The organism is Peptoclostridium sp. (assembly GCF_009881055.1).
In the GTDB taxonomy this organism is placed as follows: domain Bacteria; phylum Bacillota; class Clostridia; order Peptostreptococcales; family Peptostreptococcaceae; genus Peptoclostridium_A.
The window spans coordinates 1-20,117 of sequence record NZ_WXFG01000029.1 but is presented as its reverse complement, the minus strand read 5'-3'; the positions used below and the strand labels follow the sequence as shown (position 1 = coordinate 20,117).

At 44.4% G+C, this 20,117-nt stretch carries 24 protein-coding genes; all 24 read left to right on the top strand.

The window, feature by feature from the left end; genetic code table 11:
* Window positions 1–77 precede the first annotated feature (77 nt).
* Window positions 78–602: a YceD family protein gene (locus GT589_RS07640; protein WP_293398083.1), complete on the top strand. Its 525-nt coding sequence runs from the start codon at window positions 78–80 to the stop codon at window positions 600–602.
* A gap of 24 nt (window positions 603–626) precedes the next feature.
* A complete protein-coding gene (gene rpmF / locus GT589_RS07635) occupies window positions 627–806 on the top strand; it encodes a 50S ribosomal protein L32 (protein ID WP_293398082.1) in 180 nt (59 codons plus the stop codon).
* Window positions 807–893: 87 nt separating this feature from the next.
* Entirely contained in the window at window positions 894–1,463 is a 570-nt protein-coding gene (gene fapR, locus GT589_RS07630; RefSeq protein ID WP_293398081.1) for a transcription factor FapR, read from the top strand.
* A 2-nt stretch (window positions 1,464–1,465) separates the two neighbouring features.
* Window positions 1,466–2,458: a phosphate acyltransferase PlsX gene (plsX, locus tag GT589_RS07625; protein ID WP_293398080.1), complete on the top strand. Its 993-nt coding sequence runs from the start codon at window positions 1,466–1,468 to the stop codon at window positions 2,456–2,458.
* Window positions 2,459–2,615: 157 nt separating this feature from the next.
* Window positions 2,616–3,602 carry a beta-ketoacyl-ACP synthase III gene (locus tag GT589_RS07620; RefSeq protein WP_293398258.1) on the top strand — a complete coding sequence of 329 codons (987 nt, stop codon included), beginning with the start codon at window positions 2,616–2,618 and terminating at the stop codon, window positions 3,600–3,602.
* Between the two features lie 30 nt (window positions 3,603–3,632).
* Window positions 3,633–4,565: an enoyl-[acyl-carrier-protein] reductase FabK gene (gene fabK / locus GT589_RS07615; protein ID WP_330582886.1), complete on the top strand. Its 933-nt coding sequence runs from the start codon at window positions 3,633–3,635 to the stop codon at window positions 4,563–4,565.
* 10 nt (window positions 4,566–4,575) lie between these two features.
* The gene (gene fabD / locus GT589_RS07610) at window positions 4,576–5,520 is read left to right on the top strand and encodes an ACP S-malonyltransferase (protein ID WP_293398079.1); all 945 of its coding nucleotides are present in this window, start codon (window positions 4,576–4,578) and stop codon (window positions 5,518–5,520) included.
* 17 nt (window positions 5,521–5,537) lie between these two features.
* A complete protein-coding gene (gene fabG, locus GT589_RS07605) occupies window positions 5,538–6,284 on the top strand; it encodes a 3-oxoacyl-[acyl-carrier-protein] reductase (protein ID WP_293398078.1) in 747 nt (248 codons plus the stop codon).
* 76 nt (window positions 6,285–6,360) lie between these two features.
* On the top strand, window positions 6,361–6,591 hold the full coding sequence (gene acpP, locus GT589_RS07600; RefSeq protein ID WP_293398077.1) for an acyl carrier protein: 231 nt from the start codon (window positions 6,361–6,363) through the stop codon (window positions 6,589–6,591).
* Between the two features lie 15 nt (window positions 6,592–6,606).
* Window positions 6,607–7,839 (top strand): beta-ketoacyl-ACP synthase II, encoded by a 1,233-nt coding sequence (gene fabF / locus GT589_RS07595; protein WP_293398076.1) that lies wholly within the window; start codon window positions 6,607–6,609, stop codon window positions 7,837–7,839.
* 74 nt (window positions 7,840–7,913) lie between these two features.
* Window positions 7,914–8,282, top strand: coding sequence for an Asp23/Gls24 family envelope stress response protein (locus GT589_RS07590; protein ID WP_293398075.1), 369 nt, complete (start codon window positions 7,914–7,916; stop codon window positions 8,280–8,282).
* Window positions 8,283–8,344: 62 nt separating this feature from the next.
* Window positions 8,345–8,749, top strand: coding sequence for a transcription antitermination factor NusB (gene nusB, locus GT589_RS07585; protein WP_293398074.1), 405 nt, complete (start codon window positions 8,345–8,347; stop codon window positions 8,747–8,749).
* Window positions 8,733–9,716, top strand: a complete 984-nt coding sequence (locus GT589_RS07580; protein ID WP_293398073.1) for an O-sialoglycoprotein endopeptidase — start codon at window positions 8,733–8,735, stop codon at window positions 9,714–9,716. Before nusB ends, GT589_RS07580 begins: the two co-directional genes overlap by 17 nt.
* A complete protein-coding gene (gene xseA / locus GT589_RS07575) occupies window positions 9,682–10,920 on the top strand; it encodes an exodeoxyribonuclease VII large subunit (protein WP_293398072.1) in 1,239 nt (412 codons plus the stop codon). The genes GT589_RS07580 and xseA overlap by 35 nt, the downstream gene beginning before the upstream one ends.
* Window positions 10,921–10,927: 7 nt before the next feature.
* Entirely contained in the window at window positions 10,928–11,155 is a 228-nt protein-coding gene (xseB, locus tag GT589_RS07570) for an exodeoxyribonuclease VII small subunit (protein ID WP_293398071.1), read from the top strand.
* A 1-nt stretch (window position 11,156) separates the two neighbouring features.
* Window positions 11,157–12,047: a polyprenyl synthetase family protein gene (locus GT589_RS07565; RefSeq protein ID WP_293398070.1), complete on the top strand. Its 891-nt coding sequence runs from the start codon at window positions 11,157–11,159 to the stop codon at window positions 12,045–12,047.
* A 50-nt stretch (window positions 12,048–12,097) separates the two neighbouring features.
* Window positions 12,098–12,565, top strand: coding sequence for a divergent PAP2 family protein (locus tag GT589_RS07560; protein WP_293398069.1), 468 nt, complete (start codon window positions 12,098–12,100; stop codon window positions 12,563–12,565).
* Window positions 12,566–13,288: 723 nt separating this feature from the next.
* On the top strand, window positions 13,289–13,852 hold the full coding sequence (locus GT589_RS07555; RefSeq protein WP_293398068.1) for a hypothetical protein: 564 nt from the start codon (window positions 13,289–13,291) through the stop codon (window positions 13,850–13,852).
* Window positions 13,853–13,860: 8 nt separating this feature from the next.
* Window positions 13,861–15,741, top strand: coding sequence for a 1-deoxy-D-xylulose-5-phosphate synthase (gene dxs / locus GT589_RS07550; protein ID WP_293398067.1), 1,881 nt, complete (start codon window positions 13,861–13,863; stop codon window positions 15,739–15,741).
* Entirely contained in the window at window positions 15,741–16,547 is an 807-nt protein-coding gene (locus GT589_RS07545; RefSeq protein ID WP_293398066.1) for a TlyA family RNA methyltransferase, read from the top strand. Before dxs ends, GT589_RS07545 begins: the two co-directional genes overlap by 1 nt.
* Before the next feature lie 31 nt (window positions 16,548–16,578).
* Window positions 16,579–17,025: an arginine repressor gene (locus GT589_RS07540; protein ID WP_293398065.1), complete on the top strand. Its 447-nt coding sequence runs from the start codon at window positions 16,579–16,581 to the stop codon at window positions 17,023–17,025.
* Between the two features lie 24 nt (window positions 17,026–17,049).
* Complete coding sequence (gene recN / locus GT589_RS07535; protein ID WP_293398064.1) at window positions 17,050–18,759, top strand: DNA repair protein RecN; 1,710 nt, start codon at window positions 17,050–17,052, stop codon at window positions 18,757–18,759.
* On the top strand, window positions 18,749–19,540 hold the full coding sequence (spo0A, locus tag GT589_RS07530) for a sporulation transcription factor Spo0A (RefSeq protein WP_293398063.1): 792 nt from the start codon (window positions 18,749–18,751) through the stop codon (window positions 19,538–19,540). Before recN ends, spo0A begins: the two co-directional genes overlap by 11 nt.
* A gap of 129 nt (window positions 19,541–19,669) precedes the next feature.
* Window positions 19,670–19,978 carry a hypothetical protein gene (locus tag GT589_RS07525; RefSeq protein WP_293398062.1) on the top strand — a complete coding sequence of 103 codons (309 nt, stop codon included), beginning with the start codon at window positions 19,670–19,672 and terminating at the stop codon, window positions 19,976–19,978.
* Window positions 19,979–20,117 lie beyond the last annotated feature (139 nt).

The window sequence follows — 20,117 nt, the reverse complement described above, 5'->3', positions numbered from 1 at the left end:
TATCTATCAAGTAAAAATACTTGACAAAGAACTTGCGAATTTGTATAATAAATTTGGCAATTTGTTGAGGTGAGTGCATGAAAAATATTAGCCTAGGAGAATTGAAGTCTAGAGAACTGGATATAGTATATCTGGATTTTGAAGAAAAAATAGACTCAATCGATATTGACGGCAGAAGAGTTAAGGTCACTGCGCCTGTGAAGGTAGAAGGCAGCATAGCCAATACCGACGAAGGCATGTATCTTGACTGCAGAATCATGACAGTAATAGAGGATTCCTGCAGCAGGTGCCTTACGAATATTCAGGTGGAGATAGATGCTCAGGCTCAAGGGTTCCTTGTTCACGAAGCTGAAGAGGAAGAGGCTCTTGAGGGAGAAGAGGATGTTTTCTTGTATGAAGGGGAAGTGCTCAACTTCCACAACATAATAAGGGACACTATAATCATCAACACCCCTCAGAAACTGCTCTGCAGCGATGAATGCAAGGGGATTTGCCCAGACTGCGGAGTCGATCTGAACGTCGAGGAATGCAAGTGCAGCAAAGAGCAAAAGGATGAGAGGCTTACAGACCCTCGTTTTGAAAAATTAAAAGATTTGCTATAGAATTAATATTAGGAGGTAATACCAATGGCAGTACCAAAGCGTAAAACAGGAAAATGTGATTCACGTTCAAGAAGAGCGGCAAACATGAAGATGACGGCACCAGGATTTGTGGCTTGTCCTAATTGTCATGAACCAAAGATGCCTCACAGAGTGTGCCCGGAATGCGGACACTACAAAGGCAAAGAAGTAGTAGTTTCTGAATAAGTTTGGGAGGGCATGTAGCATAGTCTACATGCTTTTTTTTTACCAGACTGAAGATGCATTACCTGATGGTTTGTAGAGGTGAGTTTAGTGAGAAAAAAAAGAAAAAGCGAAAGGCAAAGCGAACTCATAGATATGCTCAAGGAAGATCCATTTTATACGGATGAGGAGCTTTCTGAATATTTCAATGTCAGCATACAGACGGTGAGGCTTGACCGGCTTACCCTTGGAATACCAGAATACAGGGAGAGAGTCAAAAAAATAGCCGAATCAAATGTTGAAAAAGTGACAACTCTGATTGGCGGAGAAATTGTAGGAGAGCTAGTGAATCTGGAAATAGGCAGTATAGGCATTTCCATACTAGAAACTACGGATGATATGATATACAGCAAATCGGGCATAGTAAAAGGTCACTACATTTTTGGTCAGGCAGAGTCGCTTGCGATGGCTGTCATTGATGCGCCCGCTGTGCTTCTTGGGGTTGCAAATATAAAGACAATCACCCCTATAAAATCTGGGGAGAAGCTGGTGGCAAAAGCTGAGGTTGCCAGGAAGCGCGGAAGAAAACATTATGTGCATGTAAAGATTAACAATCAGGCCCAGGAACAGGTATTCAGAGGCAAATTCATATTTGACGAGCTTGCGGACAAGGAGGCATGAAGTTGAAGATAGCTATAGATGGTATGGGCGGGGACCATGCACCTTTTTCTACAGTCAAGGGCATAGTTGATGCAATAAATGAGTATGGTGCTGATATTATTGTTACCGGCGACAAGGCTGTTTTGGAAAAAGAATTTCAAAAATACAGCTATGACAAGGGGAAACTTGAAATAGTACATACAACTCAGGTTGTAACTAATGATGATAAACCTGTGAAGGCTGTTAAAGGCAAGAAGGATTCATCAATGATGGTTGCACTTGAGCTAGTCAAAGAGAAAAAGGCTGATGCTGCTGTTTCTGCAGGCAATACCGGGGCTTTGCTCGCAGGAGGACTGTTGGTTATAGGCAGGATATCTGGGGTGGACAGACCGGCGCTCTGCACTGCACTGCCGAGCAAAAAAGGATTTACGCTTCTTCTTGATGCTGGCGCGAACGCCGATTGCAAGCCGCTGAATCTATCTCAGTTTGGTATAATGGGTTCGATTTATGCAAAACAGGTTCTCGGTGTCAAATCGCCAACAGTAGCTATAGTTAATGTCGGCTCTGAGGAAGGTAAGGGGAATGAGCTTACGAAAGCTGCCTATGAGCTTCTCAAGGAGGAAAGCCGTATAAACTTTGTTGGCAATGTTGAAGCCAGGGAGATTCCGGAGGGCAAGGCTGACGTAGTAGTGTGCGATGGCTTTACAGGAAATGTCATACTAAAGCTCATTGAGGGCGTAGCTGATTTTATAATGGGCAAGCTCAAAGGTGTATTCATGGAAAGCATACTCTCTAAGCTGGGAGCTCTGCTTGTCAGGGACGGCCTTAGGAGAATGAAAAGCGAGCTTGACTACTCGGAATATGGAGGAGCTCCATTTGTAGGCGTGGATGGAGCGCTCATAAAGGCTCATGGAAGCTCGGATGCGAAGGCGGTAAAAAATGCAATAAGATATGCGATGAAATATGTCGATGGCAATGTAGTAGGGGAAATCAAGAATTCCCTTCATGGTGAATAGCTTGAAAAGCTAACAGTTGCAAAGGGTTGAGCCTAAAATATCTTGATTTTTATAGACATATAATATATAGTAGAAGTTAGTATCAGGTGCTAACACCTACTATATCAATTGCAAATTTATGAGTAATATTAATCTGGGAGCTGGTGAATTGAACAATATGAAAAAAGCTGGAATCATCGGGGTGGGCGGCTATGTACCTGAGAGGGTTGTAGACAACTTCGAGATGGAGAAAATAGTCGACACTACTGATGAATGGATAACCAGTCGAACTGGTATTAGGCAAAGAAGAATAGCATCAGACAGCCAGGCGACTTCCGACCTTGCGGTAGAAGCTGCCAGGGAAGCTCTGGATTCTGCAGGCATCAAGGCGGAGGAACTGGATCTTATTATAGTGGCAACTCTGACTCCTGATTCCAATATGCCCTCTACGGCATGTATTGTACAAGACAAGATCGGCGCTACCAGGGCTGCTGCATTTGACCTTGGCGCAGCCTGTTCGGGTTTTGTATATGGGCTTGTTACAGGAGCGCAGTTCATACAAACAGGCGCATACAAGAAGATACTGGTTATAGGCGCCGAGACCATGTCAAGAGTGCTCGACTGGAAGGACAGAAGCACGTGTGTTCTTTTCGGAGATGGCGCTGGAGCCGCAGTAATTGCAGAAGTAGGCGAAGACGAGGGGATCGCATCGTTTGAACTCGGCTCTGACGGCAGTGGTGCGGAGTTTCTTATAATACCCGCAGGAGGTTCGAGAATGCCGGCTACCTGTGAGGTTGTACAGGAGAGGCTTAACTGCCTGAAAATGTCAGGTCCGGAAGTGTTCAAGTTTGCTGTGCGGGTAATGGCAGATTCTGCAAAGCGAGTTGTAGAGTCAGCAGGTCTTCAGATGAGTGATATCGATGTCATGATACCTCATCAGGCAAACACCAGAATCATTGAATCATCTTCAAAGAGGTTGGCAATATCGGAAGAGAAAATGTTTGTGAACCTTGACAAATACGGGAATATGTCCGGAGCATCCATACCGTTTGCACTGTATGAGGCACATAGGAGCGGCAAGATAAAAAAAGGCGACAATGTCCTCATGGTAGGTTTTGGCGCTGGACTTACCTGGGGAGCGGCGGTCCTCAAGTGGAGTATATAGCAATTATGTTTTCAGTGGAGGTAGATAAATTTGAATAGGGTTTGCGAGATTTTAAATATAAAATACCCGATAATACAAGGTGGAATGGCATGGGTGGCTACGTCTGAGCTTGCTGCGGCAGTCAGCAATGCGGGAGGCCTTGGAATAATCGCAGCAGGAAATGCACCTGCTGAGGTAGTCAAGGAAGAGATAACAAAGATAAAAAAAATGACTGACAAGCCATATGGTGTGAACGTAATGCTGCTTTCACCGTTTGTGGATGAAGTCATGGAAGTAATATACAGCGAAAAAGTACCTGTAATAACTACAGGAGCAGGAAATCCAGCCAAGTATATAGACAAGCTGAAGGAGATTGGCACAAAGATAATACCTGTAGTGCCTTCGGTTGCACTTGCCAAGAGGATGGAAAAGTACGGAGTTGACGCCATAATAGCGGAGGGTACGGAAGCCGGCGGACATATAGGTGAGCTTACTACAATGGTGCTAGTGCCGCAGGTTGTAGACAGCGTGAGCATACCTGTTATAGCTGCGGGCGGAATAGCAGACGCAAGAGGCATGGTTGCAAGCTTTGCTCTTGGAGCTCAGGGCGTTCAGATGGGAACAAGATTCGTGTGCAGCACTGAGTGCACAGCGCACGATAACTATAAAAAAATGCTTGTTGAGGCCAAGGACAGGGATGCCATAGTGGCTGGAAGGTCAACAGGCCATCCTGTAAGATGTCTAAAGAACAAACTCATGAAGGAGATGCTCCAAATGGAAAAAGAAGGAGCATCACTTGAAGAAATGGACAAAAAAGGAGTAGGCAGGCTCAGGATAGCAGTAAGAGAAGGAGACGTTGTCGGCGGCTCTGTAATGTCTGGACAGATAGCTGGCATGGTGTGTGACATCAAGCCGTGCAAGGAAATTATTGAAGAAATAATGAATGACACTCAAAGAGTCATAGAGGGTCTGAGGATATTATAGGAGGATTGCGATGGGTAAGCTGGCTGTAGTATTTCCGGGACAGGGCGCTCAATATGTAGGCATGTGCAAGGACATATATGAGTCTTTTGAAACGGCAAGAAGAATCGTAGACAAGGCAAATGAAATACTCGGTGTGGACATTAAGAAGCTCATGTTTGAAGGTCCTGAAGAAGACCTGAGGCTCACAGAAAACACACAACCGGCCATACTTGTTCACAGCATCGCCATGTATGAGATTTTGAAAGAAAGCCTTCCTCTTGAAATAAGTGCTGTTGCGGGATTGTCTCTTGGAGAGTATTCAGCCCTTGTTGCAGCAGACATATTTGATTTTGAAAAGGCAGTGCCGTTTGTCAAAAAAAGAGGTCAGATTATGCAGGACGAGGTATCGAGCGACAGTGGAACAATGGCTGCCATACTTGGACTTGACAGAGAAATTCTCGTACAGGTTGTTGAGGAGTGCAAGAGCCTTGGTATAATCGAGGCGGCCAACTTCAACTGCCCTGGGCAGATAGTCATATCAGGGGAGATGCGCCCTATAGAAGAAGCGGTGAGGCTCTGCAAGGAAAGAGGCGCAAAAAAAGCTGTAATGCTCAGTGTTAGCGGTCCTTTCCATACATCGATGCTTCTTGGAGCTGGAGAGAAACTGAGAAAGGAGCTCGAGAGCATAGAGCTATCAGAAGGCAACTTTCCTGTGGTATCCAATGTGACTGGAGACTATGCAAGGCCGGGCGATGTGAAGGAGCTTCTCGTAAGCCAGGTAAGCTCAAGCGTGCTTTGGGAGGATTCGATCTCCAGACTAATAGACGACGGATTCGATACATTCATTGAAGTTGGGCCGGGAAAAACTCTGACTGGCTTTATTAACAAGATAGCCAAGGCCAAGAAGGCTTCAGTTAGCGTTGACAATGTTGAAAATCTTGAAACGCTTCAAAAGCTTATTGAAAAAAGAGCCTGATTCTAGGAGGTTTTGAAATGATAGACATGAAGGGTAAAGTGGCTGTAGTTACAGGTGGTTCCAGAGGAATCGGAAGTGCAATTGCGCTTAAGCTGGCAGCCGCTGGAGCCGATGTTGCCATAAACTATTCCGGGAGTGAGGATAGGGCAAGGCTTCTCAAGGAAGAAATTGAAAAAATGGGCGCAAGGGCCATCATAGGAAAAGCTGATGTCTCAAGCCCTGAAGATGTAAAAGCGTTTTTCGAGCTTGTCATGAACGAGTTTGGCAGAATAGACGTGCTTGTAAACAATGCCGGAATAACTAAGGATGCCCTCATTATAAAAATGAGTGAGGAAGACTGGGATAATGTTATTAATGTCAACCTAAAAGGGGTATTTAACTGTACAAAGGCTGTAACAAGACAAATGATGAAGCAAAGATGCGGAAAGATAATAAACATATCTTCCATAGTCGGCATATCAGGCAATGCCGGCCAAGGCAACTATTGCGCATCCAAAGCCGGCGTGATAGGCTTTACAAAGGCCATGGCCAGAGAGCTGGCGTCTAGAAACATAAATGTCAATGCTGTGGCTCCAGGCTTCATAGCCACTGACATGACGGACGTCCTAAAAGACGACGTAAAGGAGTCCATGCTTAAGAGCATACCGCTTGGCAAATTCGGAGAGCCCGAGGATGTTGCCAATCTTGTGCTATTCCTTGCAAGCGACATGTCAAACTACATAACAGGACAGGTTATGAATGTAGACGGCGGGTTTGTGATGTAGACAAAACAGCAATTAGTCATTAATATTAATATATAGAAATTAAAACTAAAACATAAAATTTGAGGAGGAATATAAAATGGTATTCGAAAAAATAAAAGAAATAGTAGCTGAGCAGCTTGGTATTGATGAACTGGATACAATAAAAAAAGAAAGCTCTCTTATAAACGATCTTGAGGCGGATTCACTAGATGCTGTTGAGATAATAATGGCAATTGAAGATGAATTCGGCGTTGAAATTCCAGATGAAGATGCAGAAAAATTCAAATCTATAGGTGATATAGTAAGCTACGTAGAAGAAAACAAGTAGTCGGGGGTAAATTTAATGAAAAAAAGGGTAGTAATTACTGGAGTAGGATGTGTTACACCTATTGGCATAGGCAAAGAAAAATTTTGGGATTCTCTTGAGAAGGGTGTCAGCGGTGTTTGCAAGCTAACCAGATTTGAAGCGCCGACACTTGCGACTCAAATAGCAGCCCAGATCAACGATTTTGAACCGACGAACTTTATCGAGAAAAGAGAAGTAAAGAAGATGGACAGGTTCACTCAGTACGCAGTTGCTTCAGCGAAGATGGCGTATGAGGATGCAGGGATAAAAGAAGTAAACGCCGAAAGAATGGGCGTTATAATCGGTTCTGGCATTGGCGGAATTGAGACTATGGAAGAGCAGCATACCAAGCTTATGGAAAAGGGACCAGGCAGAGTGAGCCCGTTCTTGATACCAATGATGATATCGAACATGGCGGCAGGTCAGGTGGCTATTATACTTGGAGCCAAGGGTCCTAACACATGTGTAGTCACTGCTTGCGCTTCGGGTACTCATTCAATAGGCGATGCATTCAAGACAATACAAAGAGGAGATGCCGACGTTATGATATGCGGAGGCGCAGAAGCGCCGATAACGCCTCTTTCGATGGCGGGTTTTTGCAGCATGAAGGCCCTTTCAACAAGAAACGACGAGCCTCAAAGAGCTTCAAGGCCTTTTGACAAGGACAGGGACGGCTTTGTAATGGGCGAAGGCGCAGGAATGCTTGTAATCGAAGAGCTTGAACATGCACTCAAAAGAAATGCAAGAATATACGCAGAGGTGGTTGGCTACGGCTCAACAGCTGATGCATACCATATAACAACGCCTTCAGAAACTGGCGAAGGGGCAGCTCGTGCTATGAAGATGGCCATAGATGATGCGGGTGCAAGCGTAGAAGAGGTTGACTATATTAATGCACACGGCACAAGCACAGAGTATAACGACAGATTTGAAACTCTTGCCGTGAAGTCGGTATTTGGAGAGCATGCATACAAGCTTGCAATGTCATCAACAAAGTCAATGACAGGACACCTCCTGGGTGCCGCTGGAGCTGTCGAGGCTATAGTCTGTGCTATGGCTATACACAACTCGTTCATACCTCCGACAATAAACATAGACAATCAGGATGAGGAACTTGACCTTGACTATGTTCCAAATACAGGCAGAAAAGCTGATGTGAGAATTGCGATATCAAACTCGCTTGGATTTGGCGGACACAACGGTACTCTGGCTTTCAGAAAATACGAATAGACTGTTTGAAAAAAACACGCTGTTTTGGTATAATTATACCATAAGACAGTAAATGTTCTCGGGAGGATTGCCATATGGAAAATAAAGAGTATGGTCAGATCAAGATATCAGAAGATGTAATATCGACAATAGCCAGTCTTGCGGCATCCGAAATAGAGGGAGTTGCCGAGATGAGCGGAAGCATCACAGGCGACATAATCGAAATACTCGGAAAGAAAAACCTAGGCAAAGGTGTTAAGGTTGTCGTAGAGGAAAACAAGGTGTATATCGATCTTTTCATACTTACTGAACACGGGGTGGTCATTCCTGATGTAGCATGGAAGGTTCAGGAAAATGTGAAAAATGCAGTTGAAAACATGACAGGGCTAGATGTAAAACAGGTCAACCTGCATGTTCAGGGAATAAGTTTCAAAAAGGAAAGTGTTCAGGAAAATATACAGTAAAAATATTAACCCTCTGAAATTTCAGAGGGTTAATTGTGCTTTAAAGTAAATGGAGGGTTTTGATGAGCAGGAAAATAAGCAGAGATATGGCAATGAAGCTTGCATACCAGATGGAAATAAGTAAGGATTTTAGCATTGAGAATGTTGAGGCCTTCATAGCCGAGAATGAAAATGAGAATGCTGAAGCGGAATTCATCAGGGATATTGGAATCAAGCTGGTAGACAACAAGGAGACTTTGGATTCGCTGATTTCGAAATATTCGAAGGGTTGGAGCATAGTAAGGATTTCGAAGATTGACCTGAGCATTCTCCGTGTGGCAATTGCTGAAATGCTTTACAGGAAAGATATAAGCAAAAGCATTTCAATAAACGAGGCAGTCGAGCTTGCCAAGACATATGGAGGCGAGAACTCTCCGGCGTTTGTAAACGGTGTTTTGGGAAGTGTCGCCAATGAAATCGAAGAATAAAATAATACTTGGAATAGACACAAGCTGCTATACAACTTCTATAGCAGCTATAAATTTAAATGGCGAACTCATGCTCAGTAGAAAATCCGCGATAAAAGTAAGAGCAGGTCAAAAAGGAGTAAGGCAGTCGGAAGGAGTATTCCAGCACATAAACAACCTGGGTGAACTATTTGGAAATATGCGCGCTGAAACAGGAGATAGCGAAATTGTGGCGGTTTGCGCTTCAAGCAGGCCAAGACCGGTGGACGGCTCGTATATGCCTGTTTTCAGCCCTGGCTACAGATTTGCCCAGTCTATTGCTGGCATCACCGGTGCAAGTCTATATGCGACTAGCCACCAGGAAGGCCACATAAGGGCAGCCAAATGGGACAGCGGACTGGATGTTGATAGCTTTGTGTCAATACACCTGTCTGGGGGCACAAGTGAAATACTGCTTGTAAGCTCAAAAACTGCCGGGTATGAAATGGAAATAATCGGAGGAACGAGAGACATCAGCGCGGGACAGCTTCTTGACAGAATAGGTGTAAGGCTTGGATACGATTTTCCATGCGGCAGAAGGATTGATGAAAATGCGCTCGAGTTTGACGGAGAAACGCCCAAACTCAAGATATCGCATGATAAGGGATATATTAATCTGTCGGGCATAGAAACTGCTATTTACAAAATAATAGACAGCGCCGACAGCTGCAGAGAGATTGAAAAACAGGTTTCATATATGGCCATGGATGCGATATGCACCAAGCTCTACAGGGCGCTGTCGCACACAGCAAAGAGCCATGGCTGCAGCGATGTGCTCTTTGCCGGAGGCGTATCTTCAAGCAGATTCCTTTCGAGCAGACTAAGTGATATGCTCAAGGTTGAGGGAATAAGAACTTACTGGTGCAATCCGGAATATGCACAGGATAGTGCGGTTGGAGCGGCGCTGATAGGCTATGATATTTATCAGAATGAACATGGGGATGAATAGGATGAAACTGAGGGCTCTTTCGGTAAGCCACGTCAATTCGTATATAAAAAAGCTGACAAGCAACGATCCCATACTCTGTAACATAAGAGTAAAGGGCGAGATATCCAACTTTAAGGCACATGCCAGCGGAAACATATATTTTTCGCTCAAGGATGAGGATTCGAAGCTCAGATGCGTGATTTTCAGGGAGTATGCCGGAGAACTCACGCAGGAGCTTGAAGAGGGTATGAGCATAACGGTCGGAGGAAGCATAACTCTCTATGAAAAGGACGGCCAGCTCCAGATGTACGTAAGAACCGTAGAAGTTGAAGGAGTAGGCGAGCTGTATGCCAAATTCCTAAAGCTCAAGGAAGTTCTTGAGAAGGAAGGCATATTCGACATGTCAAGGAAGAAGATGCTGCCCAAGTATCCATCGAAAGTCGGAGTTATAACATCGGAGTCTGGCGCAGTAGTAAGGGACATAATAAATGTAATAGCCAGGAGATTTCCAAAGGTCGATGTTGTGCTCTACCCCGTGGCTGTGCAGGGCGAAGGGGCAGCCGGGCAAATGATAAAAGGGATTCAAATTTTGAATCAACTGGGCAACATTGATGTTATAATATTAGGTAGGGGCGGAGGCTCAATGGAGGAGCTCTGGTCGTTTAATGATGAAGCTTTGGCAAGGGCGATAGCAGCTTCGGATGTGCCAGTTGTTTCGGCAGTTGGACATGAGACTGATTTTACAATAAGTGATTTTGCAGCCGACATGAGGGCCCCGACGCCATCAGCTGCGGCTGAGCTGAGCGTTCCATCGCTCGTTGAAATCAACTATCGTCTTGAGAGTATACAAAATAAGATATACGGCGATATGAAAGGTCTCATGGAAAAGAAGCTGGCTGAGCTTTCAAGGATAGAGGGGAGCAGCCTATTCAGGAGGCCGTACAGTTTGCTTGACGACAGAATGATTGCTCTGGATGCTGCTTTCACGAGCATCAGTTCAGAGATAAATCGGAAGGTGAAAGGCATGGGCGAGAACATTGAACTTACCGGAAGAAACCTTTTCAATCTGAATCCGCTTTCCATACTGTCAAGAGGCTATGCTATAGTCCATAAGGATGGTCTTCTCGCAGGCAGAGTCGAAGGCCTTAATGAGGGTGAAACTGTCAAAGTAAGATTTTGCGACGGTACTGCTCAGTGCACTGTCGATAAAATAACAAAGGACTGATTATTTTATGAGCAAATATAATTATGAAACTGCTTACGAAAAGCTTGAAGAAATAATGAAAACGCTCGAGGCGGGAAGCCTTCCGCTTGATGAATCTCTCAGACTGTATGAAGAGGGCATAAAGATGTACAGAATATGCAGCGGACTTCTGGAAAAGGCCCAGCTTAAAATAGCAAAGCTTGTGGATAAAGACGGAGAATGGATTGAAGAAAATTTCAATGTTCAGGAGGATTAACATGGACTTCAAAATAGAGCTTGGCAATAGGCACAGCTTCATAGAGGACAATCTTAAAAGCGCAATACCTAATGTGCAGGGGCCGCATGGAATACTTTTTGATTCAATGAAATACAGCCTTGCGGCAGGCGGAAAAAGACTAAGGCCTATGCTCCTTTTGGAGGCATGCAGAATAAGCGGCGGGGACATTGAGAAGGCTATGCCGTTCGCATGCGCAATAGAGATGATACACACTTATTCGCTTATACACGACGACCTGCCTGCTATGGATGATGATGACCTCAGGAGGGGAAAGCCAACCAACCATAAAGTGTATGGCGAGGGAATAGCAGTGCTTGCAGGTGATGGACTCCTAAATTATGCATTTGAGACAATGCTTGAAGCCTCAGTAAATAGCGGAGAAGACTGCATGAGGCATATAAGAGCAGCCAATGAAATAGCAAAGGGCGCAGGAGTTTTCGGCATGATAGCCGGACAGACAGCTGACCTTGAGTCTGAAGGCAAGAGAGTTGACGAAGCCACTCTTGAATTCATACACATGAACAAGACGGCACAGCTCATAATAAGGCCCATGAGGGCGGGAGCCATACTTGCCGGGGCAAGCGAAGAAGCCCTGGAGGCAATAACGGAATATGCAAAAAATATCGGCCTGGGATTTCAGATAGTAGATGACATACTAGATGTCATAGGGGATCAGGAAAAGCTCGGCAAGAATGTCGGCAGCGACATTGAGAAGGAAAAATCCACATATCCTTCGATGTACGGACTTGAGGAATCAAAGCGAATTGCATTCGATAAAATTGCAAAAGCAAAAGTTGCAATATCGTTCTTTGGAAGCGAAGCTGAATTTCTGTTGGGGCTTGCAGATTATATTACAGACAGGGAATTTTAAATTTAATAAATTTAATATAGATAGAGAATTTTGATGGGGGGACTCCTATAGTGTCTTTTTTCAGAGATGTTGTCAACAACCAGGTTTTCATAATTTCAGTAACGGCATGGTTTATTGCACAGGTAATAAAAGTGCTGCTCACTTTAATTTTTGAAAAAAAACTTGATGCTTCAAGATTTGTTGGTTCCGGCGGAATGCCAAGTTCGCATTCGTCATTTGTGACAAGCCTTGCTACTGCGATAGGAATTGTTGAGGGTTACGATTCCGATATGTTCGCCATGGCTCTTGTATTGGCGCTCGTAGTAATGTATGATGCTGCAAATGTCAGAAGAGCTGTCGGTAAGCAGGCAAAGCTGCTCAATGTTCTGGTGGAGGATATACACAAGCTCTTTGAGGATATCAACCAGCATAAGAAGATATATATTGAAAAAAGGCTTAAGGAGCTGATTGGACATACTCCTATCGAAGTTCTTTCAGGAGCAGTGCTTGGAATAATAGTGGCAAATTTAATGATTTGAAAAAATTGCTAGGTTTTGGTATAATGGCTTTTTAAGGGTGATGCAGTATCCTAGTCAGTCATTGCAGTCTGGAAGGCGGGGCTAAAAATCCGTCGAAGGGCACATCGATGAAGTTCCTTGTTTTGGCTTCTGACGCCCAGTCGGGGGTCATTTCTGGGAGTAAGGAGTAGGGGGCGATCTGCAATGGCATGCAGGCGTAGACCCTCGCTTCGCGGAGACCGGCCCGCAAGGCCGGAGAAACCTGCTGAAGGTCTGAAAAGGCTGAAAGTAGCGTAGCCTGCCTTGAGTGGGGTGGGGAGATAAGCAGATCAGGTTTGTTCCTTCTGAGCTCGAAGGAATGAATCATCGCTGCTTGAAACCCATCCTGCAAAAGAGGCTAAGGACTGTGATGGTTGTTGAGGAAAACTCCTAGGCTGAAGGGCAGGCTGGGGATTGCAGTGCGGACTAAGTGGTGATCCAGTTTTGCATCTGGTGACAATGCTAAAGAGGCTTTAAAGGGAAACCGCTATCTTGGCGACAGGTAGTAGCCTCTTGGGAAATCCTACTGGACCTAAGCCGTAAGTTTTATCCAGCCGGCCATCACCCTTTTTAATAAACAAGCATTATAATCCTAGTATCCTAAAATACTAGGATTAACTTTATAATATAGATAAGGCTTGAGATTGAATTACCGGAACAAAGAAGGTGTTATATTTGGGCAAAGGCCACAGCTTATTGAGCAATTTGAAATGGGCAGTTTCTATAGGCGTAGTCAGTTTTTTTATAGCGGTATTCATGAGCGTGATATCCGAAACCATACTCAGGCATGCAAGCATAGCAATAGCATTCTGCGTTCTGGTTGTAATAATATTGATAGGCGTTTTGTTTGATGCCGTGGGCATAGCGGTTGCAGCGTCTACTGAGAAGGCTTTCCACTCAATGGCGGCAAACAGGGTAAAGGGAGCCGGCACTGCTGTGAAGGTTGTAAGGAATGCGAGTGCAGTCTCGAGCATATGCAACGACGTCATAGGCGATATTTGCGGCATAATAAGCGGCGCGGCTAGTGCCATAATAATAGCACAGATAGCCGTTACGTACGACATAAAAGATGCCACTATAATGAGCATATCCCTGAGCGGTATTGTCGCAGCACTTACGATAGGCGGCAAGGCTCTGGGGAAGGAGTTTGGAATAAAAAAGTCCGATCTTATAGTTTTCGAATTTGCCAAGCTGCTCTATCTGATTGAAAGCGTGTCTGGCATTGAATTGTTGAAAATCAAAAAGAATGCGAGAAAGAAAAAGGGGTAGAAACCGGAATGTATAAGCATTTGAACAGCATACAGAGTCCTTCAGATATAAAGAAAATGAATCCTGAAGAGTTGAAAGAGCTTTCAGGAGAGATAAGAAAATTTCTAATTGAAAAGGTCTCAAAAACAGGCGGACATTTGGCTTCAAACCTGGGAATAGTGGAAATAACTCTTGCACTGCACTACTGCTTCAACACTCCGGAGGACAAGTTCGTATGGGATGTTGGGCACCAGTCATATGTGCATAAGATGATAACAGGACGAAGGGACGGCTTTGACTGCCTGAGGCAGTATGATGGGCTCGCCGGCTTTCCCAAAAGATGCGAAAGTGAGCATGACGCATTTGACGTAGGGCACAGCAGCACTTCCATATCCGCGGCGCTTGGCATGGCGGTGGCCAGGGATTTAGAGAAAAAGAACAATTCGGTAGTGGCAATAATCGGAGACGGCGCGCTTACTGGGGGCATGGCTTTTGAGGCTCTCAACCATCTGGGTCATGTAAAGTCGGATATGATAGTAATATTAAATGACAATGCCATGTCAATTTCTAAAAACGTGGGCAGCTTGTCCAACTATCTCTATAAGCTGAGAACCCATAAGGTGTACAACACATTTAAGGGTGAGGTTCAGGGCATAATCAGGTCAATCCCCAAAATCGGCGGCAAGGTATACAAGACCGCACTCCGAGTCAGGGACGGCATGAAGTATTTTATGCTTCCGGGAATATTTTTCGAAGAAATGGGAATAAAGTATTTTGGACCTGTAGACGGACATGATATAGAGGAGCTTACAAAGCTTTTTGAAAGCGTGAAGGGGATCAAGGGTCCGGTGCTCATACATGCAATAACAAAAAAAGGCAAAGGATATGCGCATGCAGAGAATCACCCAGACAAGTATCACGGCGTGGGCAGTTTTGACATAGAAAAAGGAGTTCAGCCATCGGCTGCCAGGACATATTCAGATGTTGCAGGCGAAAAGCTGCTGCAAATGGCAAGACAGGACAAACGCATAGTGGCAATTACCGCCGCAATGCCTGACGGTACGGGGATGAGGAAGTTCAGGGATGAGCTTCCAAGAAGGTTCTTCGATGTTGGAATAGCCGAAGGACATGCGGTGACGTTCTGCGCAGGACTTGCGGCAGGCGGGCACAGGCCGTTTTTTCCGGTGTACTCAACTTTTTTGCAAAGGGGATTCGACCAGATAATACACGATGTCGCCATGCAAAAGCTCCCGGTTACTTTCATGCTGGACAGAGCAGGAATTGTGGGCAATGACGGGGAAACCCACCATGGAGTATACGATCTTAGCTATCTGGGACTTGTTCCGAATATTGTCACTATGGCTCCCATGGATGGCTTGGAGCTTGAGCAGATGCTTGAGTTCTCAATGACTGTGAACATGCCGGTAGCAATAAGGTACCCAAGGGGCAATGCCTCAGCTGCAGCTGTCAGCAGAAGTGAGCTGAGGCTTGGGAGATGGGATGTAATTAAGCACGGAGAAGAAATAGCCATAGTTGGAATTGGCAAAGGTGTGGAGATAGCGCTTGAAGCGTCGGAGCTGCTCAAAAACAAAGGCATGAAACCAGCTGTAATAAATGCTAGGTTCTTGAGCCCTATGGACATGGAATATATAAGCTCCATAGCCGTAAAGTTCAAGCATATATTCACAATCGAGGATAATGTTCTAAGCGGAGGGTTTGGTAGCAAGCTTAAATGCATGCTTTCAGATTTGATTCCGGAACTTAGGATAACAAATATAGCCTTGCCAGACAAATTCATAGAGCATGGGAATACGGAAATATTGCTGCACAAATACGGTTTGGACGCACAAAGCGTATCCGACAGGATATCAGGCTGTATGCCCGGTTCTCAAACAGGGAAGGATATGTAATGAAGAAAAGACTTGATGTATTGGTTTACGAAAAGGGGCTTGTGGATTCCAGAGAAAAGGCAAGGTCGACAATAATGGCCGGGATTGTCTATGTAGACAATCAGAAGGCGGAAAAGCCGGGAATGCCGGTGGATGAATCGGCCACTATTGAGGTAAGAGGCAAGCTGATGCCGTATGTCAGCAGAGGAGGCCTTAAGCTCGAAAAGGCGCTCAATGCATTCGATATTGATTTAAGAGAGACTGTATGTATGGATGTTGGAGCTTCCACAGGCGGATTCACTGACTGCATGCTTCAAAACGGAGCCACAAAAGTTTACTCTGTAGACGTTGGTTACGGGCAGCTGGCTTGGAAACTCAGGAGCGATGAGCGTGTAGTATGCATGGAGAGGACAAATATCAGAAATGTAACTCCGGAAGACATCGCAGACAAGATCAACTTCATATCAATAGACGTATCTTTTATTTCGCTTAAGCTTGTAATACCTGTAGTAAGGCAGCTGCTCGACGAGGGAGGCCGCATAGTTGCTCTGGTCAAACCACAGTTCGAAGCTGGTCGTGAAAAAGTTGGCAAAAAAGGCGTAGTCAGGGACAGAAATGTCCACAGGGAAGTGGTGGGTGAAATAGCAGGTTTTGTGCAGGAGGTAGGCTTCGAGGTTTTAGGCATAGATTATTCGCCTGTCAAAGGGCCAGAAGGCAATATCGAGTATTTGCTGTACATTAAAAAATCTGAAAATCATACCAGCAGCGATTTGGATAGTTTGGTAAATGAGATAGTAGAAATATCACATTCAGATTTAGACAATTAATGTAACCCAGCCAAAAAAGGAGGATTCGATTTTGAAGTTATCCAGACATTCTCAGATTTTAGAACTTATCAAAAATAAGGAAATTGAAACTCAAGATGAACTTGCGCTCGAACTGAAGACAATAGGTATAAATGTTACGCAGGCAACCGTATCAAGGGACATAAAGGAGCTTAAGCTTGTAAAGGTACTAAGCCCAAGCGGCAAGTACAAATACACTTATCTTGAAAAGGATGACAAGAAATCTTCAGACAGACTTATCAGAATAGCCAAAGAGACTCTAATGTCCATGGATTTTTCTGAAAACATAATTTGTCTCAGGACTGTCAAAGGAGCCGCCCCTATAGTGGCTCACGCCATAGACAGCCTTGAGCTTGGAGAAATAGTTGGGACTGTAGGCGGAGTGGACACTGTATTTGTACTTGTAAGAGACAAAAAAGATATGGACCATATATTGGAAAGATTTAAAAAGCTGCTTTAAGCAGACTGAAAGAGGGATTTGGATATGATCCTAGAGCTCTATGTGAAGAATTTCATACTTATTGATGAGGCAAGGCTGAGATTTGAAAACGGCCTTAATATATTGACGGGAGAAACGGGTTCTGGTAAATCGATAATTCTCAATGCACTACAACTGTGCATGGGCGAAAAATGGGACAAGGACTATATAAGAAGAGGCGAGAAAAGCTCTGTAGTCGAGGCGGCCTTCCATATTGAAGGCGTTGAGCTGAGGGAAGAGTTTTCCAATATGGGGTTTGACTGTATGGAGGATGGAATTATAATCATAACCCGCGAAATAATGGAGGACGGCAAAAGCATAAGCCGGATAAACGGAAGGAACGTTAAGGTATCCCTTCTCCGCAATATATCGGATAAGATTATAGACATACATTCCCAGCATGAAAGCCACGAGCTTTTCAACAAGGAGCGATATGTCGGATACCTGGACAGATATGCCGGCAAGCACCTGGGCGAGGTAATGCATTCCTACAGGGGGCTTTACAGCGAATACAGGGATATAAAAGCGCAAATCGGCAAGCTGGCCCAGGGCGAGAACGAGCTCCAGGCACAAAGGGATATGGATCTTTTGAGATTTCAGATAAATGAAATTGAGGAAGCCGGAATAGACAGGGATGAGCTTGAGCAGATAGAAAAAGAGCTTGAGATGGCGAGGAATATAGAAAACATTCAAAAGAAGCTTTTGGGATGCTACTCGTCATTATACGCTTCTGAGTACAACATTACTGATATGATTTCAGCCGTAATGCGCGATATGGGCGAGATATCAGCCTACGACGATAAGCTGGGCAGATTTGCAGCTGCGGTCGAGGATATCTACTACAGAATAAGCGACCTGTCCAAGGATATCAGACGCTACAGTGAAGGGATAAGCCTGGACGAAGAGAGGCTGAGCGAGCTTGATTCGAGAATATCTCAGATAAACAGTCTCAAGCGAAAATACGGCAATACGGCGGATGAGATACTTGAGTATCTGGATGAAATAAAACAAAGGCTAAGTGAGCTGGAAAACAGGGACGAAATGGCTGAGCGCCTCAGAATTGAACTGAGCCGTAAAACGGAGGAGCTTGAAGTGCTTGCGCTCGAGCTGAGCGGACTGCGAAAGAAGGCGGCCGAGGATTTTGCAAAAAAGCTGCGCAAGGAGTACAAGTCGCTTAACAGCAGCTATGTTGATTTCGAAATTGAATTCTCACAAAAGGACGCTTTCACCGAAACGGGAAAGGACGATGTGGCCTTCATGGTCTCCTTCAATAAGGGAGAAAAGCTCATGCCGGTCTACAAGGTGGCCTCGGGGGGCGAAATTTCAAGATTCATGCTGACGCTTAAAAATATAACTACTCAATTTGAGCCTGTAGAAACCTTGGTGTTCGACGAAATAGATACAGGGATCAGCGGGATTGCGGCTCAGGTTGTAGGCAGCAAGCTCAAGGAAATTTCAAGGATAAAACAGGTCATATGCATTACGCACCTGCCTCAGATAGCTGTCAACTCAGATGCTCATTTCAGCATTGAAAAGGTGACAAAGGGCGATGCTGTTGTCACAAGGATAGAAAAACTCTCGCTGGATGGCAAGATTAGCGAGATAGCCAGACTTATAGGCGGGATGAACATAACGAAGACGACACTGCAAAATGCTAAAGAAATTCTGGGGGTAGCCTTAGATTCACAGGAGGCTGAAAATGGGGATGAGAAGTAGCAAGGTAAGAGTTGCAATAGCTGATGACAACAGGGAATTCTGCCAAATAATGATTGAGTACCTATCAGAACAAGAGGAAATTGAAATAATCGGCGTGGCAAACGACGGTATGGAGGCGGTCGAGCTGGTAAACCAGAAAAAGCCCGACCTGCTCCTGCTCGATATAATAATGCCATATCTTGACGGTTTTGGGGTAATCAAAAGACTTAAGGCAAGCTGTAGGGATTACGAGCCAAAGATAATTGTCGTATCAAACGTGGGTCAGGAGAACATAGCACAAAAGGCCATACAGCTTGGAGCCGAGTATTATATGGTAAAGCCGTTTTGCGCGGATATGCTGCGTGAACGAATAATTCAAATCGCGAAGGCCGAACTCAAGCCCGGCAGGCAGTATCTGCAGCATGACTGTATTAGTGCCTTGCAGGAGCAATGCGCAGGGAGCATTGAAAATGAAATCACTAACATACTGCATGATATAGGTATGCCACCGCATATAAAAGGATATTTGTATCTCGGTGAGGCAATAAGACTAGTGGTACATAATGTGGGGCTCCTGAGCGGCATAACAAAGGAGCTTTACCCCAAGATAGCAATTACATACGGCACAACGCCAAGCAGGGTTGAGCGTGCAATAAGGCACGCAATTGAGGTATCATGGAACAAGCGGGATTTGGAGACTGTCGAGCAGCTCTTTGGAGTGAAGTCAAACATGAAAAGGAGCAAGCCTACAAACAGCGAATTTATAGCCACGGTCGCAGAAAAGCTGAGGCGAGGCATATAGAGTTTAAATCAGATATGTAGATTGGTATAAAAATAATTTAAATTGATAAATCCCCTGTATAAAGTGCCTTTAAAGTGGGTAGAAATGAAATAGAAAGTATTTAATCACTTAAACAGGGGGGTTGAGACCATGACATTCGTTACTAATCCAGCTATAGGGGAACATCACTTAAAGGAAGAAAAAAAGCTACAAAAGGAAACAACAAAAAGAAAATACGAAGAGGAAAGAAGGGAGCTTGAAAAAGAGCTTCATGAAAATAAGATAGAAATCGAAAAGCTTTTTAATGAAAAATTTGAGTATTGCGATGAAAAAATCGAATATGACTGTTATTTTGTCAGATTCAAAAAAAGCGGCGAAGACAGCTATAAGGAGCTCAAATTTGAATTCGAAGAGAATTACATGCATCTGAAGCATATGTGGAAAACGGAAGAAGAATAATCAAAAAAATCCTGGAGTCTGTCAATAATTATGTGTATGATTCCTTAAAAAAGATATATTGTTCTATTGGATGCTTGCCTGGAAAGCTTTTAAACATGAGCCTTCCAGGCTTTTTATTACTTAAATTAAATATTTTGCC